Origin of the sequence: Janthinobacterium sp. NKUCC06_STL (assembly GCF_019345455.1) — a bacterium.
Taxonomy (GTDB): Bacteria; Pseudomonadota; Gammaproteobacteria; order Burkholderiales; family Burkholderiaceae_D; genus Janthinobacterium; species Janthinobacterium rivuli.
The window spans coordinates 207604-224172 of sequence record NZ_JAHKQY010000005.1 but is presented as its reverse complement, the minus strand read 5'-3'; the positions used below and the strand labels follow the sequence as shown (position 1 = coordinate 224172).

Sequence of the window (16569 nt, the reverse complement as noted above, 5' to 3'; positions counted from 1 at the left end):
GAAGCGTCAGGCAAGGATCAGGCGTCGATCTTGTCCGAGTCGATCTTGAAGGTACGTTTTTGAAATTTGACGTTGCTGGTGGGGCCATACCATTTGAAAAACAGTTTTTCCGCCTCGCCCGATTTCTCCAGCCCGCGCAGCACCTGGTCGACGGCTGTCTTCACGCCCGTCTCGCCCTTGCGGATGCCGAAGGCAAACACTTCCTGGCTGATGTTTTGCGGCAGCACGATATAGTCTTTTTGCGCGGCGCCCAGCTTGGCGTAGTTGTTGAGCAAGGAGACTTCATCGTCGACATAGCCGACGCCTTTTCCCTGCTGCAAGCCCAGATAGGCCTGGCCCGCCGTCTCGAACGTCACCACGTCCACGCCGGGCACGGCCTTGCGGATATTCGGTTCCTGCGTGCCGCCCTTGACGGTCAGCACTTTCTTGCCGGCCAGACCAGCGACCGTCGTGATATTGCTGCTTTTTTTGACCAGCACGCGCTGGCCCGTGTAAAACGTGGACAGGGAAAAATCGACCAGCGCTTCGCGTTCCTTGTTGTGCGTCAGGGACGCCGTCAGGATGTCGATGCGGCCCTGCTGCAATTCGGGAATGCGGGCGGCCACGGCCAGCTGCTTGATCACCGGCTTGACGCCCAGGCCCTGGGCGATGGCGCGGCACAGGTCCACTTCATAGCCGACCAGCTGGCGCGACCTGGCGTCGATGAAGCTGTTCGGCTCGTCCGTGCCCAGGGTCCCGCAGACCAGCTCGCCCTTTGCCTTGATGGCGGCCAGCTGGTCCGCTTGCGCCACCTGCGCAAAGGCGATGGAAGTGAAAAGAAGCGCGGCGAAATGAAGGCGGGTCTGCATGGAATTCCTCTGGTGGATAACGAATGCCGCCATTAGACCGCAGCACGCTTATTTCCAAAAAGGAATCTTTTCAGCCTTGCATATGAAGAATTCATCTAAGGCGGATGATCGCCGCCCTGGCGCCCACGGCGCCCGGATAGCGGGGATCGAGCTGCAGCGCCTGGCGATAGGCCTCGACGGCCTGCGGGCGCAAGCCTTGCTCGACATAAAACTCGGCCAGGCTGTCCTGCAAATTCGCGTCGCGCGGATGCAGGCTGACGGCCGCCTGCAGCACGGCCATGCCTTGCGCCACGGCGCCGCTGCCTTTCAGTCGATACGCTTCCAGATTCAGCGCCGCCGGACTGGCCGCGCCCAGCGGGTCGCGCTCCAGCGCCAGGCGCAGCGCGGCGAGGGCCGGTTCCGTCTTGCCGGCGCGCAGCAAGGTCAAGCCTTGCAGCGCATGCGCGCGGTCGCTGAGCGGATACAGTTCCACGGCCAGGCGGCTGGCCGCCAGCGCCGCGTCTGTCTCGCCGCGCGCGGCCGATGCTTGCGCCAGATCAAGCAACTCGGGCACGAAATCGGGATAGGCGCGCTGGCCGCGGAAGGCCGCGCGCAGCTGGCCATCGCGTGCTGCCGTGAGGACGGGCGCTGCCGGCCAGGCGATGGCGGCCGTGCGGTCCCAGCTGCCGGCCAGGGCCACGATGGCTTGCTCGAAAGCGGCCTCAAAACGGGGCAAGGCGCCGGCCTTTGTCCCTTGCGACAACAGGACATAGTCGCGCGCAAATGCCAGCGCGCCGCCGCGCGCATAGTGATTCAGGTCGACGCCCGCCTCGCGCAACTGCCTGGCCATGCTGGCCCCGGCCGTGAGAAACACGCGCCCGCCCGCAGGATGGCGAGCCGCGTCGATGTAGGCGCGCGCCGCCCTGGCGTCGGGCGCCAGCGCTTGCCCGTTGATTTGCATAAATGCCTCGCGCGTGGCGGCCGCATCGGCATACGGCTGATCCGTGCGCTCGGCATATGCCCGGCCTTCCTCGAACAGGCCTTGCGCCACCTGGTAAGCGCGCTGCGCGCCCGCATCGGCGATATACGTGTTCAGCTGCCACGGCTCGCCCGTGAGCACCTCGAACAGGCGCTGCACGAAAGCTTCCGGATTGACGCGCTCGAGATTGGCGGCGACGGCAAGGGTGAGCTTGCGCGAGGGAAAGCTGTACAGATAGGTGACGGTTTCCGGCTGCTGGCCGCTGTGGGCAATGGCGTAGCGCCCGCCCGTGGGGAAGATTTCCCAGCCCATGCCATAGTTCGTCAAGCGGCCGGCGCGCGTGGCCATCGGCTGCACCATGGCGGCCACGCTGGCCGCCGACAGTACCTTGCCGTCGTGGACGCCCCTGCCGAACGCCAGCATGTCGGGCACGCTGGCGCGCGTGCCGCCGGCCGAAAAGCGGCTGCTGATGTCGACGAATTCCGAATTCTTCCACTCCTTGCCGGCCAGCCGGTAGCCGCGCACGCGGTGGGCGATCACGGCGTCCGGGTCATCCAGCACGGTGGCGTCCATGCCCAGCGGCCCCCACACGTGGCGCCGCATGTAGCCGCCATAGCTTTCGCCCGAGGCGCCCTCGATGACGGCGCCCAACAAGTTGTAGCCATAGCTGGTGTAGCGAAAGCGCGTGCCCGGTTCGGCGATCAGGTCGAACTGCTCGAAGACGGCGATGGACTGGCGCGTATCCTTGTGCTCCTTGAAATGCTGTTCCACCTGGCTGTTGCGGTAGGCGTCGATGCCGCCCAGGTGGCCCAGCAGCTGGCGCACCGTCACGGGGAACGGCTTGACGGGGAAGTACGGCACATAGGTTTGCACGGGCGCATCCAGGTCGATCTTGCCCTGTTCCACCAGTTGCAAAATGGCCACCGCCGTCATGGGCTTGGTGACGGACGCCAGCCGGTAGCTGGAGCGGGCCGTGGCCGGCACGCGGTTTTCCAGGTCGGCATAGCCATAGCCTTTTACCCATTCCACGTCGCCCTGGCTGAAACCGACGGTCACGCCCGGAATGCGTTCCGCGCCCATGCGCTGGGCGACCCAGGCGTCGAACTCCGCCAGGCGCGCGGCCAGTGTAGCGGAGGGAGCCGATGAGGGCGCGGAAGCGGCTTGCGCCACGCCGCAGAACAGCGCCAGCGCGCCGGCGAAACCGTAGTATTTGCTGCTTTGCATAGTCATGATTCCATGGTGAGGGCCGTGTGCACAGCACGGCGCTGATGCATGGTAAGTGTCTTTCACACACTATTGTCGGGCCGTGCACGAAATGCACGCAGCCCGCACGAACGACACCAAAGTGGATGAAAATGTTGCAAATGGTTGGCAAATGAGCAGCTACAATGCCCGCCATGCCCTCCTTCTTCCGCTGCCTTCTGCTGTGCTGCCTGGCCTTGCCCTCGTTCGCCTGCGCCATGACTCCGCTCTGGCTGGACGAAGGCTGGCGCGCCTGCGGCAACCCGCCGTCCGCACCCGCCGCCACGCTGCAGCAACTGGTGCGGCCGGGCCAGCTGCTGTGCGTGGAGCGCGTCGTCACCCTGGCCGCCACGCCCTCGTCGACGCAGCTGCTGGTGCTGTCGGCGCTGGCTTCCAGCGAGCTGTGGCTGGACGGCGACTTGATCGGCAACAATGGCCAGCCGGCCCGCCAGGCCAGCGGGGAGCGCGCGGGCGACATCGATTTCGCCATCCACCTGAGGCCCCAGCAATTGACCATGGGCACGCACCACTTGCGCCTGCTGCTGTCGACGCAGCAGGTGCCAGCGCACCTGGCGTCGCCCTTTTATGCGCTGTATCTGGTCGATCGGCAAGACTACCGCACGGGGCTGGCCTGGTACCGGCTGCCGCCACTGCTGCTGGCCGGGGCGCTGGGCGCCGTCGCCCTGCTCTTCCTGGCCCTCACGGCGCTGTACCAGCGGCAACGGCACTGGGCCATGTTCGCCACGCTGTGCCTGGTAGCGGCGCTGCTGCTGGTGGCGGAACTCTGGCGCAGCTTTGCCGGCTATGCCTACCCCATGCATTTGCTGCGCCTGTACGCCGTCAGCGCCCTGACCTGGCTGTTTTCCGCCTTGCTGCCCCTGTATTTTTATACGGCCTACCGCCTGCCGCGCTGGCCGCTGGCGGCGGTGGTACTGCTGGCATGCATCGCGCTGGCCGGCGCGCTGCCCGCGCATTTCGACGCTCGCTGCTGGTGGATGTTTTTGACGAGCCTGGCAGCGAGCCTGGCGCTCAACCTGATCGCCGTGTGGCGCCGTCTGCCGGGCAGCCGCGGCGGCACCTTGATCGCGCTGGCCTCATGCGCCCTGTTCCTGCTGACGGGCAGCCAGTTTGCCGAAGGCGGCTTCGCCCTCGTCGTGTGCTTTTTGCTACTGCCTTTGTGTGCGCAATTGCTGGCGCAACTGCTACGCGAACGCAGCAAGGCAGCGAGCGCCCAGCAGCTGGAAAACCAGCTCTTGCGCAAAAGCATGCAGCCGCATTTTCTGATGAATTCCCTGAGCCTGATCAGCGAACTTAACGCGCAATCGCCGCAGGCGGCCGAAACCTTCATCGAAGCGCTGGGCGCCGAGTTGCGCATGCTCAACGAGTTTGCCCAGCAGCCCAGCATTGCCCTGACGCAGGAACTGGCCCTGTGCCAGAATTATCTGAGCATCATGGGCACGCGGCTGCAGCAGCCGTGCAGCCTGCTGCTCGACGGCGAAGCGGCGGGCATCACCGTGCCGCCGGCGCTGTTGCTGACGGCGCTGGAAAATGCATTCAGCCACAACCGCTACCGCCACGGCGCGGCCTTTATCCTGCGCATCGCACGACATGCGCAAACGCAGGTGCTCACCCTGCTCTTGCCCGAAGGCGAAGCGCGCCCGCATGCGGGCGGCGGCGTGGGCGAACAGTACATCCGCGCCAGCCTGCACGCCGTGTTTGGCGACATGGCCCACTATGCCAGCGAACGGCAGCAGGCAGGCTGGCGCCTCACCTTTACCTTGCCGGCGGCGCCATGAATGTATTGATACTGGAAGATGAACCGCTGATCGCGCAAGGCCTCGAACGCGAGGTGCGCGCGCATTTCGGCAAGCGTCTCGGCAATCTCGCACTGCATGACAATGTGCCGCAAGCGCTGGCCGCCCTGGCCCAGGAACAAGTCGACTTGCTGTTGCTGGACTTGAATCTGCACGGCGCCGACGGCTATGAGCTGCTGCGCCTGGCCGCCGATGCACGCTTCCAGACCATCATCGTCTCGGCCCACGCGGAACGCTCGATCACGGCCTTCGAGTTCGGCGTGCTCGACTTCGTTGCCAAGCCGTTCAGCCGCGAACGCCTGCACAAGGCGCTGCAACGCTACACGGAGCGGCACACGGACGCCGCTTCGCTGGCCGTCAAGAAACGGGGGGCGCTGGAATGGATCGCCATGGCCGACATCGACCACGTGCAAGCCGATGGCCACTACAGCAATATCGTGCTGCGCAGCGGCGAACAGTGTTTTCATGACCTGGCCATCGACAAGCTCATGGCCTTGCTGCCATCGCACTTCCTGCGCGTGCACCGCTCCTACATCGTCAACAGCCTCGGTTTCAAGCGGCTGCAGATCGCGGCGGGCGGCAAGTATGCGCTCGATACGCAGACGAGCACGGGCATTCCCGTCTCGCGCAGCAGCTATCCCGCGCTGAAACAGCGGCTGCTGGGCTAAAGTCCCCGCTTACCAGTGCTGGGCAAAATTGGGAAATGGCGAAGCCATGTGCTCGGCTTCCACGGGCGGCGCCATCCAGTCGCGCGGGTCGACCTTGTAGTACTGCAAGAATTGCGCGTACAGCTCCTCGTGGTGCTCAGCCATCTGGTATGGCTTTTCAAAGAAGGTTTCCGTGGCCACGGCAAAGAATTCGGCGGGATTCGTGGCGCCGTAATGGTCCATCACGCTGTGCTGCTGGTAGATGGCGTCGTGGCGCAGGTTGTCGAAGTCGCGCGACAGCACCGTGGCCCAGCTGCGGTAGCTCGATACGCTGGGCAGATAAGGTGCGCCATTCGCGGCGCCCGATTCGCTGTCGAGCTGGTGGGCGAATTCATGCAGCACGACATTGTGGCCATCGGTCCAGTCGGCCGCACCGCGCTGCACGTGATCCCAGGCCAGCACCACTCTGCCATCGCCCCAGGATTCGCCCAATAAACCATTCGCCGATGGCGTCACCACGCCGCCCGGTCCCACTTCATCGCGCGTGACGATGAATTCCGTCGGATACACGAGGATGGTGTCGAGTTCCGGATACACCTGCGTCTGGCGGTTCAGCAGCAGCAAGCAAGCCTGTCCCGCGATGGTGTAGCGCATCTCGTCCGTGATCTCCAGGCCGCCGCAACCGACGAATTTCTTCTGATACAGGAATTGCACGACGAGGCGGCGCAACTGCTCCTGCAGCGGCGCAGGCATGCGCGGATACACGGGGATATTCTTTTCCAGCACGGCCAGGCCTTCAGCCGGCAAGGGCCTGGACAGCGCCCGCTTCAGGCGCCAGCGGGGAAACCACAGCGACAAGACGATGGCGGCCGTGACGAGGGCGATCCACAGCAGCGGGTTCATGCGGCGGCCCGCTGCGGGACAATCAGGCCAATGGGGCAAAGGGACACGGCGTAGGCAGACAAGGACAAGCTCCTTCAAGTGAACCCGCGTCGCGGGCAACAGTCCAGCCCACATGGGGATGCTTGCAGTCTTTTCAATCAGACTACGTGAAACGGCCTGCGCCAACGCCAAAAGCCGGGGCGTAACCCGGCTTTCATTACAAGCTCACAACGCCTGACTAAACCGTCAGGTGTTACTCGGCCGACTTTTGCTGTGGCGCACCGAACAAGGCAGCGACGAGCGGATCGCGCGTCACGGGACCGCGGTTGACGCGGATGGCGTAATGCGTGTCATCGGCCAGGATGTGGAAGTGACGGCCGCTGCCTGCCATGCTTTGCTCGCGCAAGCCTGGACGGTCTTTGCGCGGTGGCGCGCCTTCGCGTTTTGGCTGGACGATGGCGGCCAGGAAGGCGCGCACGCGCTCAGGGTCTGGCGTCAGCTGGTACACTGCCTTGCCCAGGTAGGTGGCGGTGCCTTCGATGTAGCGGGCCAGTTCGATCACGCCCGCTTCGCGCAGGTCGCGGATGTATTTGCGGGCGCCCGATGGCGAAAACTTGAGGAACCAGGCGATTTCATCGGCCAGCATCTCGTGCAGCGACAATTCGCCGATCAGCTTTTGCATGTTTTCGATGCGGCGCAGGGTTGCCGACGTCGAACGCACGCGCTCGATCGGTGCCATGGAAATGGGGTTCATGCGTTCCGGGGGGATGGGTGCTGCGCGTTCTACCATTTGCGAGCCTTTTTCGGGGCTACGAAGTTCCTGGTGCGCTGCCTTTAATTCGCTCTTCACGTGAGACTGAGTCATTGCATGCATTTGAATACTCCTTTTAAACAGATTGCCGGTAGCCCGAATTGTTAAGTTCTTGGCAATTTTTATACCAGAACACCACGAATCCTGAGCGTCTGGGCACAGAATGCCTGTGTCGGCGGCTACGGTCTGTGCGTTAACGAACATTAGAAGCAAGAAAGTGAAAAATATTGCCCTACCGAATCATTTCTCGCATGGCATCTAAAAATGACATCTAAAATCCCTGTATGACTACCGTGTGCTCCCATTCGTGGCGCAAAGTGAAATAGCGAACAGAAGCGCAAGCGCCATTGCAATAAATTCAAGCTTCGCGCGCAGCGCCTGCCGCCCGCATCGCGATCCTTCGACTCTTGCAAAGGAAACATCATGAAAATACCTGCCCTGTTGGCCGCCGCCTTGCTCGTCAGCCTGTCCGCCTGTAAAAAACCGGCCGAGGCGCCCCTGCCCGAAACGGCGCCCAATCCCAGTTCCGCGCCACAAGTAATGCCGGCCCCCGTCACGCCAGCCACGCCAGACACAGGCCCTGGCAGCACGACGCCGCCTGCGCCGCTGACCGATCCCGCCACGGCGCCCGCCCTGCCACCGGCCACGGCGCCAAAGTAAGCCCGGCAGACGGAGCTATCCATCAGGCGCCCGCGCGGCGCCGCCCCTACTCCACGGGGGAGTTACGCGTTGCCAGCCTGTTTGCAACGCGTTTTTTTTACGATTGGAGTCGGCCGCGCCCTGAAGGTTCACCGGCATGCGGCCCCGCCAGCCAACCTCGAAGCGGCCACCGGAAATGCGGCTATCCGCACAGCCTTTCCCCTCGCCGTGCGGAAAAGCGGAATCCCGCCATTTCCCATTTTCAATGGATTCAAATTAAACCTTTATAAACAATCACTTGCAATAAACGCCAAAATGCGCTCCACTGGCACGGAAGATGCTTTTATATTTTCATAACCGCCATCAGAGCGGCAGCCTGACCCACTATATAAAACCATCTACCTTTTGGAGACAACAGCATGGCACGCACCTTCCGCATCTCGTCCTTCCTGAACACCAAGGCACTGGCCGTGGCCGTCGCCCTGGCCGCGCAATTCCCGCTGGCCGTCCATGCGGCCGACCTGGTTCGCCTGGGCAACCTGAAATTCGCCCATTACGGCGCCGTCGCCTACATGAAGGAAATCGCGCCGAAATACGATTTGAAAATTGAAGAGCGCATCTTCGCCAAGGGCCTCGACATCGTGCCAGCCATGATCGCCGGTGAAATTGACGTGTCCGCCAGTGCGCTGGAAGCGGCCATCACGGGCCGCGCCACGGGCTTGCCCGTGTACCTGGTGGGCGGCTTCGCCAAGGGCGGCGTGCAGATCGTCGGCCGTCCCGACCTGAACATCAAGGGCATCGCCGACCTGAAAGGCAAGAAAGTCGGCGTCACGCGTGGCGGCCCGCAGGAAATCCTGCTGTTTGCCGAACTGACCAAGGCCAAGCTGACCTGGTCCGACAAGCCGGGCAAGGACGTGCAGATCCTGTACATGGGCTACCCGGACTTGAACCAGGCCTTGCTGACCAAGGATATCGATGTCATGAGCCAGTCCGAGCCGTACTCGACCCAGGCGATCCACAAGAAATACGGCGCGGCCATCCTCAAGCCTTACGACACGCCGCTGGGCGAGCCTGTGCGCGCGCTCGTGATGACGGAAAAAATGTACAAGGAAAAGCCGGCCGTGGCCCAGCGCTTCATGGATTGCTTCGTCGCTGCCACGCGCGCCTTCCTGGCCGACCCGAAACTGGCGGAAAAATACGTGCGCGAATCGATGTTCAAGAACCAGATCACCTCCGACGATTACCGCGACGCCATCGACAACGCCATCTTCACGGAAGACATCACGCAAAGCCACGTGCAGCTGACCACCGACTACATGGTGAAATTCGGCGTGGGCCGCATGGCCAAAGCGCCTGCCGCCAAGGATTGGGTCAAGCTGGATCTGCTGGAAAAAGCCAAGAAGTCCTACGCACCACGCTAACCACGACCTCGCTAATCTGAAAGTATCACGATGAATATTCAAATGATGAAACGCTTCGCGCACGGCGCCGCCGTGCCCGTCGCCGTGCTGCTGCTGTGGCAAGCCATGTCGACGTTCGGCTGGATCAACCCGCAAATCCTGCCCTCGCCCGTCGCCGTGGTCGTGAAATGGTATGAATACCTGATCCCCATGGAAGCGTACACGCCCGAAGCGGGCAATTACCTGGTGTGGATGTTCTCCGGCGAACTGCCGCATGACGCCTGGGCCAGCCTGTCGCGCGTGCTGGGCGGCTTTGCCATCGGCGCCGGCCTGGCCTTGCCGCTGGGCTTGCTGATGGGCACCAACAAGACCATCTATAAACTGTTCGACCCGCTGGTGCAGGTGCTGCGCCCGATTCCGCCGATCGCCTACATTCCGCTGGCAATTTTGTGGTTCGGCCTGGGCAACCCGCCCGCCTTCTTCCTGATCAGCATCGGTTCCTTCTTCCCCGTGCTGATGAATACCATCGCCGGCGTACGCCAGGTCGACGGCATCTACATCCGCGCCGCGCGCAACCTGGGCGCCAGCCAGATGACCATGTTCCGCCGCGTCATCCTGCCGGCAGCCACGCCGTACATCCTGGCCGGTGCACGCATCGGCATGGGCACGGCCTTCATCGTCGTGATCGTGGCGGAAATGATCGCCGTGAATAGCGGCCTCGGCTTCCGCATCCTCGAAGCGCGCGAGTACTTCTGGTCCGACAAGATTATCGCTGGCATGTTTACCATCGGCCTGTTCGGCCTGGCCATCGATATCGCCATGAATGCCCTGAATAATCATTTGCTGCAGTGGCACCGCGGCCTGGAACACTGAGAGGAACGGCCATGACCACGATCAATATCAATGCAGTCAACAAAATCTTCACCACGGGCGGCGCGGACGTCATCGCCCTGAAGGACATCAACCTGGAAATCGCCAGCGGCGAGTTCATCTGCCTGCTGGGGCCGTCGGGCTGCGGCAAGTCGACCCTGCTCAACGCCATCGCCGGCTTTTCACAGCCGACGTCGGGCCAGATCCTGGCCGGCGGCAAGCTGATCACCGAGCCCGGTCCCGACCGCGGCATGGTGTTCCAGGAATACGCGCTGTTCCCCTGGATGACCATCGAGAGCAATATCGCGTTCGGCCTGGAAATCGCCGGCAAGACGCCAGCCGAGATCAAGGAACGCGTCGACATGCTGCTGAGCATGCTGGGCTTGACGGAGTTCCGTGCCCGCTACCCGAAAGACTTGTCGGGCGGCATGCGCCAACGCGTGGCGATCGCACGCGTGCTGGCCCTCGATTCGCCGATCATGCTGATGGATGAACCGTTCGGCGCGCTGGATGCCTTGACGCGGCGCAACCTGCAAGATGAATTGCTGAAAATCTGGAAAGTCTTCGGCACCACCATCGTGTTCGTCACGCACTCGATCGAGGAATCGATCTACCTGGCCGACCGCACCATCGTCATGACCTACCGTCCCGGCACCATCAAGCGCGACGTGGCCATCGACCTGCCCCGCCCGCGCGACCCGAGCGACCCCGAGTTCAACCGCCTGAAACGCATGCTGGGCGAGATGGTGATGGAAGAGCAGCAGCGTCATCACAATGCCGAAACCATGGCCAGTACCGCCGATTGAGGGAGCTTGATTAAGCGACCGCAAACTTATTTGGGGTCTGACCCGGCGGGTCAGACCCCAAGGCCATTCGTCCCCCTGCTGGCCGTGGGGTCGCTGGTCGTGCTGACGTGGGCGTCGTATGCCTGGGTCCAGCAGCGCCAGCTCGATGAATTGCACCGCACGCTCGATTCGCGCGCGGAACTGTATGCGGCATCCATCGGCGGCGCCCTCAATAAATACGAATTCCTGCCCCTGGCCGTGGCCCAGAGCGATGCCGTGGCGCAATTGCTGGAGCAGCCCAGCGCCGACAAGGTCACGCAGATCAACGCCTACCTGGTCGACATGAACCGCCGCGCGGGCGCCTTTGCCGTCTACGTGCTCGATGACAAGGGCACGACCCTGGCGTCGAGCAACTGGCAAGAGCGCAGCTCGTATGTCGGCGTCAACTACGGTTTCCGGCCCTACTTCAAGGATGCGTTCGCGGGCGGCATCGGCCGCTTCTACGGCATTGGCGCCTCGACCTTCGAAGCCGGCTATTTCATTTCGCAACCCGTGCAGCGCAACGGGCGCATCATCGGCATCGTCGCCGCCAAGGTCAACCTGGACTGGATCGAGCAATCGTGGCGCACGCCCGGCGCTGGCGAACAGATCTGGGTCAAGGATGCAAATGGCGTGCTGATCCTGGCCACCACACCCGCCTTCAAGTTCAAGACACTGGCCCCGCTGTCGGCGGCCGCGAAGAACAACATCAGCGAACAGCGCCAGTTCCTGCAGGAAAACCTGCCCATCCTGCCGCACCGTGTCAGCCGCCAGTTCGCCGATGGCGCCAGCGTGATGACACTGGAACGACCGCAGGCGGGCGACACGCCGGCCCTGTCCGGCAGCGCGGACAAGGTGGATTACCTCGCCGTGAACCGCGCCCTGGGTCCGCTGCAATGGCAGATCACCGTGCTGGCCGAACTCGACCAGGTTGACGAGGCGGCGCGCAACGCGGCCATCGCCGCTGCGCTGGGCTGGGCCTTGCTGCTGCTGGCCCTGATGTATGCGCGCCAGCGCCGGCGCCGCATCGCCGACAAGCTCAATGCGCAACAAACCCTGGCGCGCGCCTATGAACAGCTGGAAATCAAGGTCGAGCAGCGCACAGCCGACCTGGTCCACGCGAACGGCCGCCTGCAAGCCGAGGTGGCCGAGCGCGAGCGGGCCGAACAGACCTTGCGCTATGCCCAGGCGGAACTGGTGCAAAGCGGCAAGCTGGCGGCCATCGGCCAGATGGCGGCCGGCGTGACGCACGAACTGAACCAGCCGCTGGCCGCCCTGCAAACGTTTTCCGACAATGCCAAGGTGTTTCTGGCAAGGGGCCGCATCGACGATGCGCTCGACAACCTGTCGACCATTTCCGACCTCGTCAAGCGGCTCGGCTATGTGACCTCGCAATTAAAAGGCTTTGCGCGGCGCAGCGACGATGCGCGCAAGCCCGTCAGCGTGCGCCAGGCATTTGCGCAAACCATGCTGCAAATCCGCACGCGCAAGCATTCGCAGCGCTTGACCCTGCATGAAAACTGGCATGAGGACGACATCATCGTGCTGTGCAACGCCATCGGCCTGGAGCAAGTGTTCACCAACCTGATCACCAACGCCATGGATGCCGTGCCGGAAAACGAGCCCGTGCAGATCTGGTTCCAGGTGCGCCGCGAAGGCGACCTCGCCGTGCTGCATATCACCGATAATGGCCCCGGCATCCCGCTGGCCTCGCTCGACAAGATCTTCGACCCCTTCTATACCACCAAGGAACACGGGCTGGGCTTGGGATTATCGATCAGCGCAGGCATACTGCGCGCGGCCGGCAGCGCCCTGGCCGTGCGCAACCGCAGCGCGCAGGAAGGGGGCGGCGCACAATTTACCATCACCCTGAGCTGCGCCCCGGGGGAGCATAAGATAGAGACGAAGGAATAGGGAATGCACGAGAATAATTTTGAAGGCATGCAAGTGCTGCTGGTGGAAGACGACGCCGTCGTACGCAAGGGCGCCCGGCAATCTCTGGAACTGGCGGGCCTGCAAGTGACGGCCGTGGCCACGGCCGAGGAAGCGCTGCCCTACCTGGTGCCTGAATTTGCCGGCATTTTATTGAGCGACATCAAGCTGCCCGGCATGGATGGCTTGAAACTGCTCGATATCGCCGTGGCGCAGGATGCCAGCCTGCCCGTCATCCTCGTCACGGGCCACGGCGACGTGTCGATGGCCGTGGGCGCCATGCGCCGTGGCGCCTACGATTTCATCGAAAAACCGTTTTCCGCCGACTTGCTGGTGGAAGTGTGCCGCCGCGCCCTGGATAAACGCCACCTGGTGCTGGAAAACATGAACTTGCGCCGCCAGCTCGAGCAGCGGGTCGGCATCGAAGCGCGCATCGTGGGCCGCAGCGCGGCCATGGCCAAGGTGCGCCAGCTGGTGCTGAACCTGGCGCCCAAGTCTGCCGACATCATCATCCTCGGTGAAACGGGGACCGGCAAGGAACTCATCGCCCGCTGCCTACACGACTTCAGCGAGCGGCGCGACCACCCTTTCGTGGCGATCAACTGCGGCGCCCTGCCCGAATCGATCTTCGAGTCGGAACTGTTTGGCCACGAGGAAGGGGCGTTTACGGGCGCGCAGCGCCAGCGCATCGGCAAGATCGAATACGCGAACGGCGGCACCTTGTTTCTCGATGAAATCGAAAGCATGCCGCTGGCCCTGCAAGTGAAACTGCTGCGCGTGCTGCAGGAGCGGCAGGTGGAGCGGCTCGGTTCCAATAAACTGATTTCCGTCAATTTCCGCGTCATTGCCGCCGCCAAGGAAGACTTGAATGTGCTGGCGGAACAGGGCAAATTCCGGCCCGACCTGTATTACCGCCTGAACGTGGCCAGCCTGACCCTGCCTGCCCTGCGCAACCGGCGCGAAGATATCCCCCTGCTGTTCGAATTTTTCGTGCTGCAGGCAGCGCTGCGCTATGGTCAGCCGGCCGCCCTCGTCAGCGGCGAACTGATCGCCTCGCTGATGGCGCAGCGCTGGGCCGGCAATGTGCGCGAGCTGCACAATGTGGCCGACCGCTTCGTGCTGGGCTTGCTTGACGACACCCTCAGCCCGGCCGGCTGCCGCGAAGCGTCGCTGGCCGAGCAAGTCGACACCTTCGAGATTTCCATCATCGAGGAAGCCTTGCGCCGCCACAACGGCAACGTCATCGACGCGGCTGCCAGCCTGAATATTCCAAAGAAAACCCTGTACGACAAGCTCAAGCGCTTCGATATTTCCACCGAGCAGTTCCGCTGACGCCTGCGCCGCGGCCAGCCATGCACCCACAGCTGCGGGCGGCGCGCTCCTACTTGCCGGCCTGCCCGCGCATGCCAGAATCGTGACTCCACTTCCTGCCAAGAGAAGGAGTTCCCATGAAACCATCCGCATTGATGCTGGCCATCCTGCTGTTCGGTAGTGCAAGCGCCCTGGCACAGGCCCAATCGACGGGCACTGGCAACACCGGTACGTCCGCGCAGCAAAAAACATCGCAAGACGACGCGACGACGACGCGCAAGAATGGCAAGAAACAGCACAAGAAATCCGGCAAATCGCGCAACCACGATACGGGACAATCGACCAGCGCGGGACAATCCACCAGCGGTACCAACTCGGGCGGCGGTGCCCCGGGCAGCGCTGGCCAGTCCGCAGGCAACACCGCGCGCAGCGGCACGCAGAACATGAACGGCAATACGGGCGGTACAGGCACGTCGGGGACATCGGGGACATCGGGAACTTCCGGCAATACCGGCACCTCTGGCACGTCGGGCAACACGGGCGTGGTACCGCCGCGCCAGCCTGGCCGCTAAACGCCGGCAACGCGGCACGGGATAGCCATGACGGCGCTGCAGGCCGCGCTGCTGCTGCACGGCCTGCTGGGCGGGATCGACGTCATCCTCAACCACGAGTTGCTCGTGCGGTTGCCGTCGCGCCCGGGTGCGGCCGCCGAGCAGCGCCTGCACAACGCCCGCGAAGCCATCTTCGGCCTGCTGTTCCCCTCGCTGGGCCTGTTCAGCTGGCATGGCTGGCTCGCTTGCTGGCCTGTAGCTTTGCTGCTGGCGGAAATACTCGTCTCGCTGCGCGACACCGTGGTCGAAGGCGACACGCGCCGCTTGCCCGTGCCCGAACGCATCCTGCACGTCCTGCTATTCATTAACCTGGGCGTGGTCGCCACCTTGCTGCTGCAGGCGCTGCCCGGTTGGCTGGCCCTGCCGACGGCCATGCAAGCCCTGCCGCCCAGCGGCCCCGGCCAGTGGCTTGGCCGCCATGGGCGCCATCTCGCTGGCGTGGTGCGTGCGTGACGGCCTGAGCGCACGGCGCCTGCGCTTGCGTGCAAGCCAGCATGCCTGAACACTGGCAATATGCTCACACGCGCATGCGGCATATTCCTACTTGGAAACGGCGGCACGCATGTGACAATCCAGTCTCGACAGCAATATCCCAACTTTCTACACAGGACACGCACCATGAAAACTCCCGCTCTCTTGCTGGCCGCCACCCTGATGACCGTTGGCGGCGCCTGGGTGCAAGCCCAGTCGACGACGAATCTGAACCAGACGGGCAACCACACCAACAATGCCAGGGATCCGGGCCAGCAATCGGATGCCTCCGACAAGCTCGACAACAAAGGCAAGCTGATCCACGACGGCAAGACCAGCAAAACACGCACGGACAAACGCACGCGGCGCGGGAAGCCGACAGCCAACCCGGAAAACAAGCCCCACGCCGGCGCTCCAACCGAGCCGCCAGCGTCCACACCAGCGGTGCCCAGCATCCCCGTCGCCCCCACGAAATAGTGTCAGCGCTGCGCCACGTTGCTTTCAGGCACGCTATCATCGCGCCTTTACAAGATAGCCAGGAAGACAATGAAAGCAGCATGGTGTGGAATGATGGCGGCAGGGGTATTGACGGCCGCGGGCGTACAGGCGGCGCCCACGGTGGGCGAGTGCATGGAACTGACGACGGGCATCAAATTCAGCAAGAACAATGGCGACGCACAAGTCAACGTCGAGGAACTATTCGAGGGCAAGACACAAAAGGGCATGCAGCTGATCCTCAACGGCGGCGTGCTGCTAGCCACGTCCTACCAGGACATCCGCGATGGCCAGGTATTCCTCACGGGCAACGTCCACTACAATGAAGACGGCACCGTGCGCAGCAAGAACGTTTACACGCCGCAGTCCGCCATCCCCGCCACCATGCGCCCCGGCCAGGAAGTGCGCGTGCAATTTTCGGACACGCAAACGAGCACCCACTACCCGCTGGCGGGCCTGTCCGACAAGATCACCACCTCGACGCGCACGGACGAGCGCAATTTCTCCATCACCTTCCTGGGCTGGGAACGCCTGGAACTGGGCGGCCGCCGCTTCCCCGACGCCTGCAAGTTCGAACTGCATGACGTGGGCGGCAAAAGCAAAGGCAAAAGCGGCGAATACGTATGGTACGCGCAGGGTTTCGGCGTGATCATGACGGACAAGCTGGACAAGAATGGCGAAGTCCAGCCGGCGTATCGGATTGCGCTGACGAAGATCATCAGTGCACCGTAAGACCGCCTTCTTTTCCGCAATGCTTGCGTAAACGCAATTAATCCGCCATCCCGCCACTCTACACTGGCCTGCCTGGTCAGCA

The 16569-nt window shown here is 63.2% G+C and carries 16 protein-coding genes; 12 read left to right on the top strand and 4 right to left on the bottom strand.

From position 1 onward, the window contains the following. Window positions 1–17 precede the first annotated feature (17 nt). A complete protein-coding gene (locus tag KO539_RS18240; RefSeq protein ID WP_219310826.1) occupies window positions 18–848 on the bottom strand; it encodes a transporter substrate-binding domain-containing protein in 831 nt (276 codons plus the stop codon). Between the two features lie 91 nt (window positions 849–939). After that, window positions 940–3030, bottom strand: a complete 2091-nt coding sequence (locus KO539_RS18235) for a serine hydrolase domain-containing protein (protein WP_219310825.1) — start codon at window positions 3028–3030, stop codon at window positions 940–942. 164 nt (window positions 3031–3194) lie between these two features. On the opposite strand from KO539_RS18235, the gene KO539_RS18230 reads away from it, so the two are divergent. Beyond that, a complete protein-coding gene (locus tag KO539_RS18230) occupies window positions 3195–4844 on the top strand; it encodes a histidine kinase (RefSeq protein WP_219310824.1) in 1650 nt (549 codons plus the stop codon). After that, a complete protein-coding gene (locus tag KO539_RS18225) occupies window positions 4841–5530 on the top strand; it encodes a LytTR family DNA-binding domain-containing protein (protein WP_035826317.1) in 690 nt (229 codons plus the stop codon). Before KO539_RS18230 ends, KO539_RS18225 begins: the two co-directional genes overlap by 4 nt. Window positions 5531–5539: 9 nt before the next feature. Here the strand turns inward: KO539_RS18225 and KO539_RS18220 are convergent, their stop codons facing one another. Together KO539_RS18220 and KO539_RS18215 are read right to left on the bottom strand one after the other, a co-directional pair. After that, the gene (locus KO539_RS18220) at window positions 5540–6412 is read right to left on the bottom strand and encodes a zinc-dependent peptidase (protein WP_035826313.1); all 873 of its coding nucleotides are present in this window, start codon (window positions 6410–6412) and stop codon (window positions 5540–5542) included. A gap of 232 nt (window positions 6413–6644) precedes the next feature. Further along, complete coding sequence (locus tag KO539_RS18215; protein WP_223278908.1) at window positions 6645–7145, bottom strand: winged helix-turn-helix domain-containing protein; 501 nt, start codon at window positions 7143–7145, stop codon at window positions 6645–6647. A 480-nt stretch (window positions 7146–7625) separates the two neighbouring features. Between KO539_RS18215 and KO539_RS30595 the strand changes: the two genes are divergently transcribed. From KO539_RS30595 to KO539_RS18165, 10 genes are all read left to right on the top strand, one after another. Next, window positions 7626–7862: a hypothetical protein gene (locus KO539_RS30595; RefSeq protein WP_035826310.1), complete on the top strand. Its 237-nt coding sequence runs from the start codon at window positions 7626–7628 to the stop codon at window positions 7860–7862. A 398-nt stretch (window positions 7863–8260) separates the two neighbouring features. Then, window positions 8261–9262: an ABC transporter substrate-binding protein gene (locus KO539_RS18205; RefSeq protein WP_035826308.1), complete on the top strand. Its 1002-nt coding sequence runs from the start codon at window positions 8261–8263 to the stop codon at window positions 9260–9262. Between the two features lie 42 nt (window positions 9263–9304). Continuing rightward, complete coding sequence (locus tag KO539_RS18200) at window positions 9305–10114, top strand: ABC transporter permease (RefSeq protein ID WP_370385376.1); 810 nt, start codon at window positions 9305–9307, stop codon at window positions 10112–10114. Between the two features lie 11 nt (window positions 10115–10125). After that, on the top strand, window positions 10126–10917 hold the full coding sequence (locus KO539_RS18195; RefSeq protein ID WP_034786306.1) for an ABC transporter ATP-binding protein: 792 nt from the start codon (window positions 10126–10128) through the stop codon (window positions 10915–10917). A gap of 30 nt (window positions 10918–10947) precedes the next feature. Then, entirely contained in the window at window positions 10948–12849 is a 1902-nt protein-coding gene (locus tag KO539_RS18190; RefSeq protein WP_219310823.1) for an ATP-binding protein, read from the top strand. A gap of 3 nt (window positions 12850–12852) precedes the next feature. Then, window positions 12853–14199, top strand: a complete 1347-nt coding sequence (locus tag KO539_RS18185) for a sigma-54 dependent transcriptional regulator (protein ID WP_034758888.1) — start codon at window positions 12853–12855, stop codon at window positions 14197–14199. A gap of 116 nt (window positions 14200–14315) precedes the next feature. Then, window positions 14316–14750 carry a hypothetical protein gene (locus KO539_RS18180; RefSeq protein WP_219310822.1) on the top strand — a complete coding sequence of 145 codons (435 nt, stop codon included), beginning with the start codon at window positions 14316–14318 and terminating at the stop codon, window positions 14748–14750. 27 nt (window positions 14751–14777) lie between these two features. Then, on the top strand, window positions 14778–15242 hold the full coding sequence (locus KO539_RS18175) for a hypothetical protein (RefSeq protein ID WP_219310821.1): 465 nt from the start codon (window positions 14778–14780) through the stop codon (window positions 15240–15242). 165 nt (window positions 15243–15407) lie between these two features. Further along, window positions 15408–15737 (top strand): hypothetical protein, encoded by a 330-nt coding sequence (locus tag KO539_RS18170; RefSeq protein ID WP_219310820.1) that lies wholly within the window; start codon window positions 15408–15410, stop codon window positions 15735–15737. A gap of 69 nt (window positions 15738–15806) precedes the next feature. Next, window positions 15807–16487, top strand: a complete 681-nt coding sequence (locus KO539_RS18165; protein ID WP_219310819.1) for a hypothetical protein — start codon at window positions 15807–15809, stop codon at window positions 16485–16487. Window positions 16488–16569: the final 82 nt, after the last annotated feature.

Coding starts and splice junctions, on each gene's coding strand:
- KO539_RS18240 (WP_219310826.1), bottom strand. CDS start 848: ATGCAGACCCGCCTTCATTTCGCCGCGCTTCTTTTCACTTCCATCGCC.
- KO539_RS18235 (WP_219310825.1), bottom strand. CDS start 3,030: ATGCAAAGCAGCAAATACTACGGTTTCGCCGGCGCGCTGGCGCTGTTC.
- KO539_RS18230 (WP_219310824.1), top strand. CDS start 3,195: ATGCCCGCCATGCCCTCCTTCTTCCGCTGCCTTCTGCTGTGCTGCCTG.
- KO539_RS18225 (WP_035826317.1), top strand. CDS start 4,841: ATGAATGTATTGATACTGGAAGATGAACCGCTGATCGCGCAAGGCCTC.
- KO539_RS18220 (WP_035826313.1), bottom strand. CDS start 6,412: ATGAACCCGCTGCTGTGGATCGCCCTCGTCACGGCCGCCATCGTCTTG.
- KO539_RS18215 (WP_223278908.1), bottom strand. CDS start 7,145: ATGAACCCCATTTCCATGGCACCGATCGAGCGCGTGCGTTCGACGTCG.
- KO539_RS30595 (WP_035826310.1), top strand. CDS start 7,626: ATGAAAATACCTGCCCTGTTGGCCGCCGCCTTGCTCGTCAGCCTGTCC.
- KO539_RS18205 (WP_035826308.1), top strand. CDS start 8,261: ATGGCACGCACCTTCCGCATCTCGTCCTTCCTGAACACCAAGGCACTG.
- KO539_RS18200 (WP_370385376.1), top strand. CDS start 9,305: ATGATGAAACGCTTCGCGCACGGCGCCGCCGTGCCCGTCGCCGTGCTG.
- KO539_RS18195 (WP_034786306.1), top strand. CDS start 10,126: ATGACCACGATCAATATCAATGCAGTCAACAAAATCTTCACCACGGGC.
- KO539_RS18185 (WP_034758888.1), top strand. CDS start 12,853: ATGCACGAGAATAATTTTGAAGGCATGCAAGTGCTGCTGGTGGAAGAC.
- KO539_RS18180 (WP_219310822.1), top strand. CDS start 14,316: ATGAAACCATCCGCATTGATGCTGGCCATCCTGCTGTTCGGTAGTGCA.
- KO539_RS18175 (WP_219310821.1), top strand. CDS start 14,778: ATGACGGCGCTGCAGGCCGCGCTGCTGCTGCACGGCCTGCTGGGCGGG.
- KO539_RS18170 (WP_219310820.1), top strand. CDS start 15,408: ATGAAAACTCCCGCTCTCTTGCTGGCCGCCACCCTGATGACCGTTGGC.
- KO539_RS18165 (WP_219310819.1), top strand. CDS start 15,807: ATGAAAGCAGCATGGTGTGGAATGATGGCGGCAGGGGTATTGACGGCC.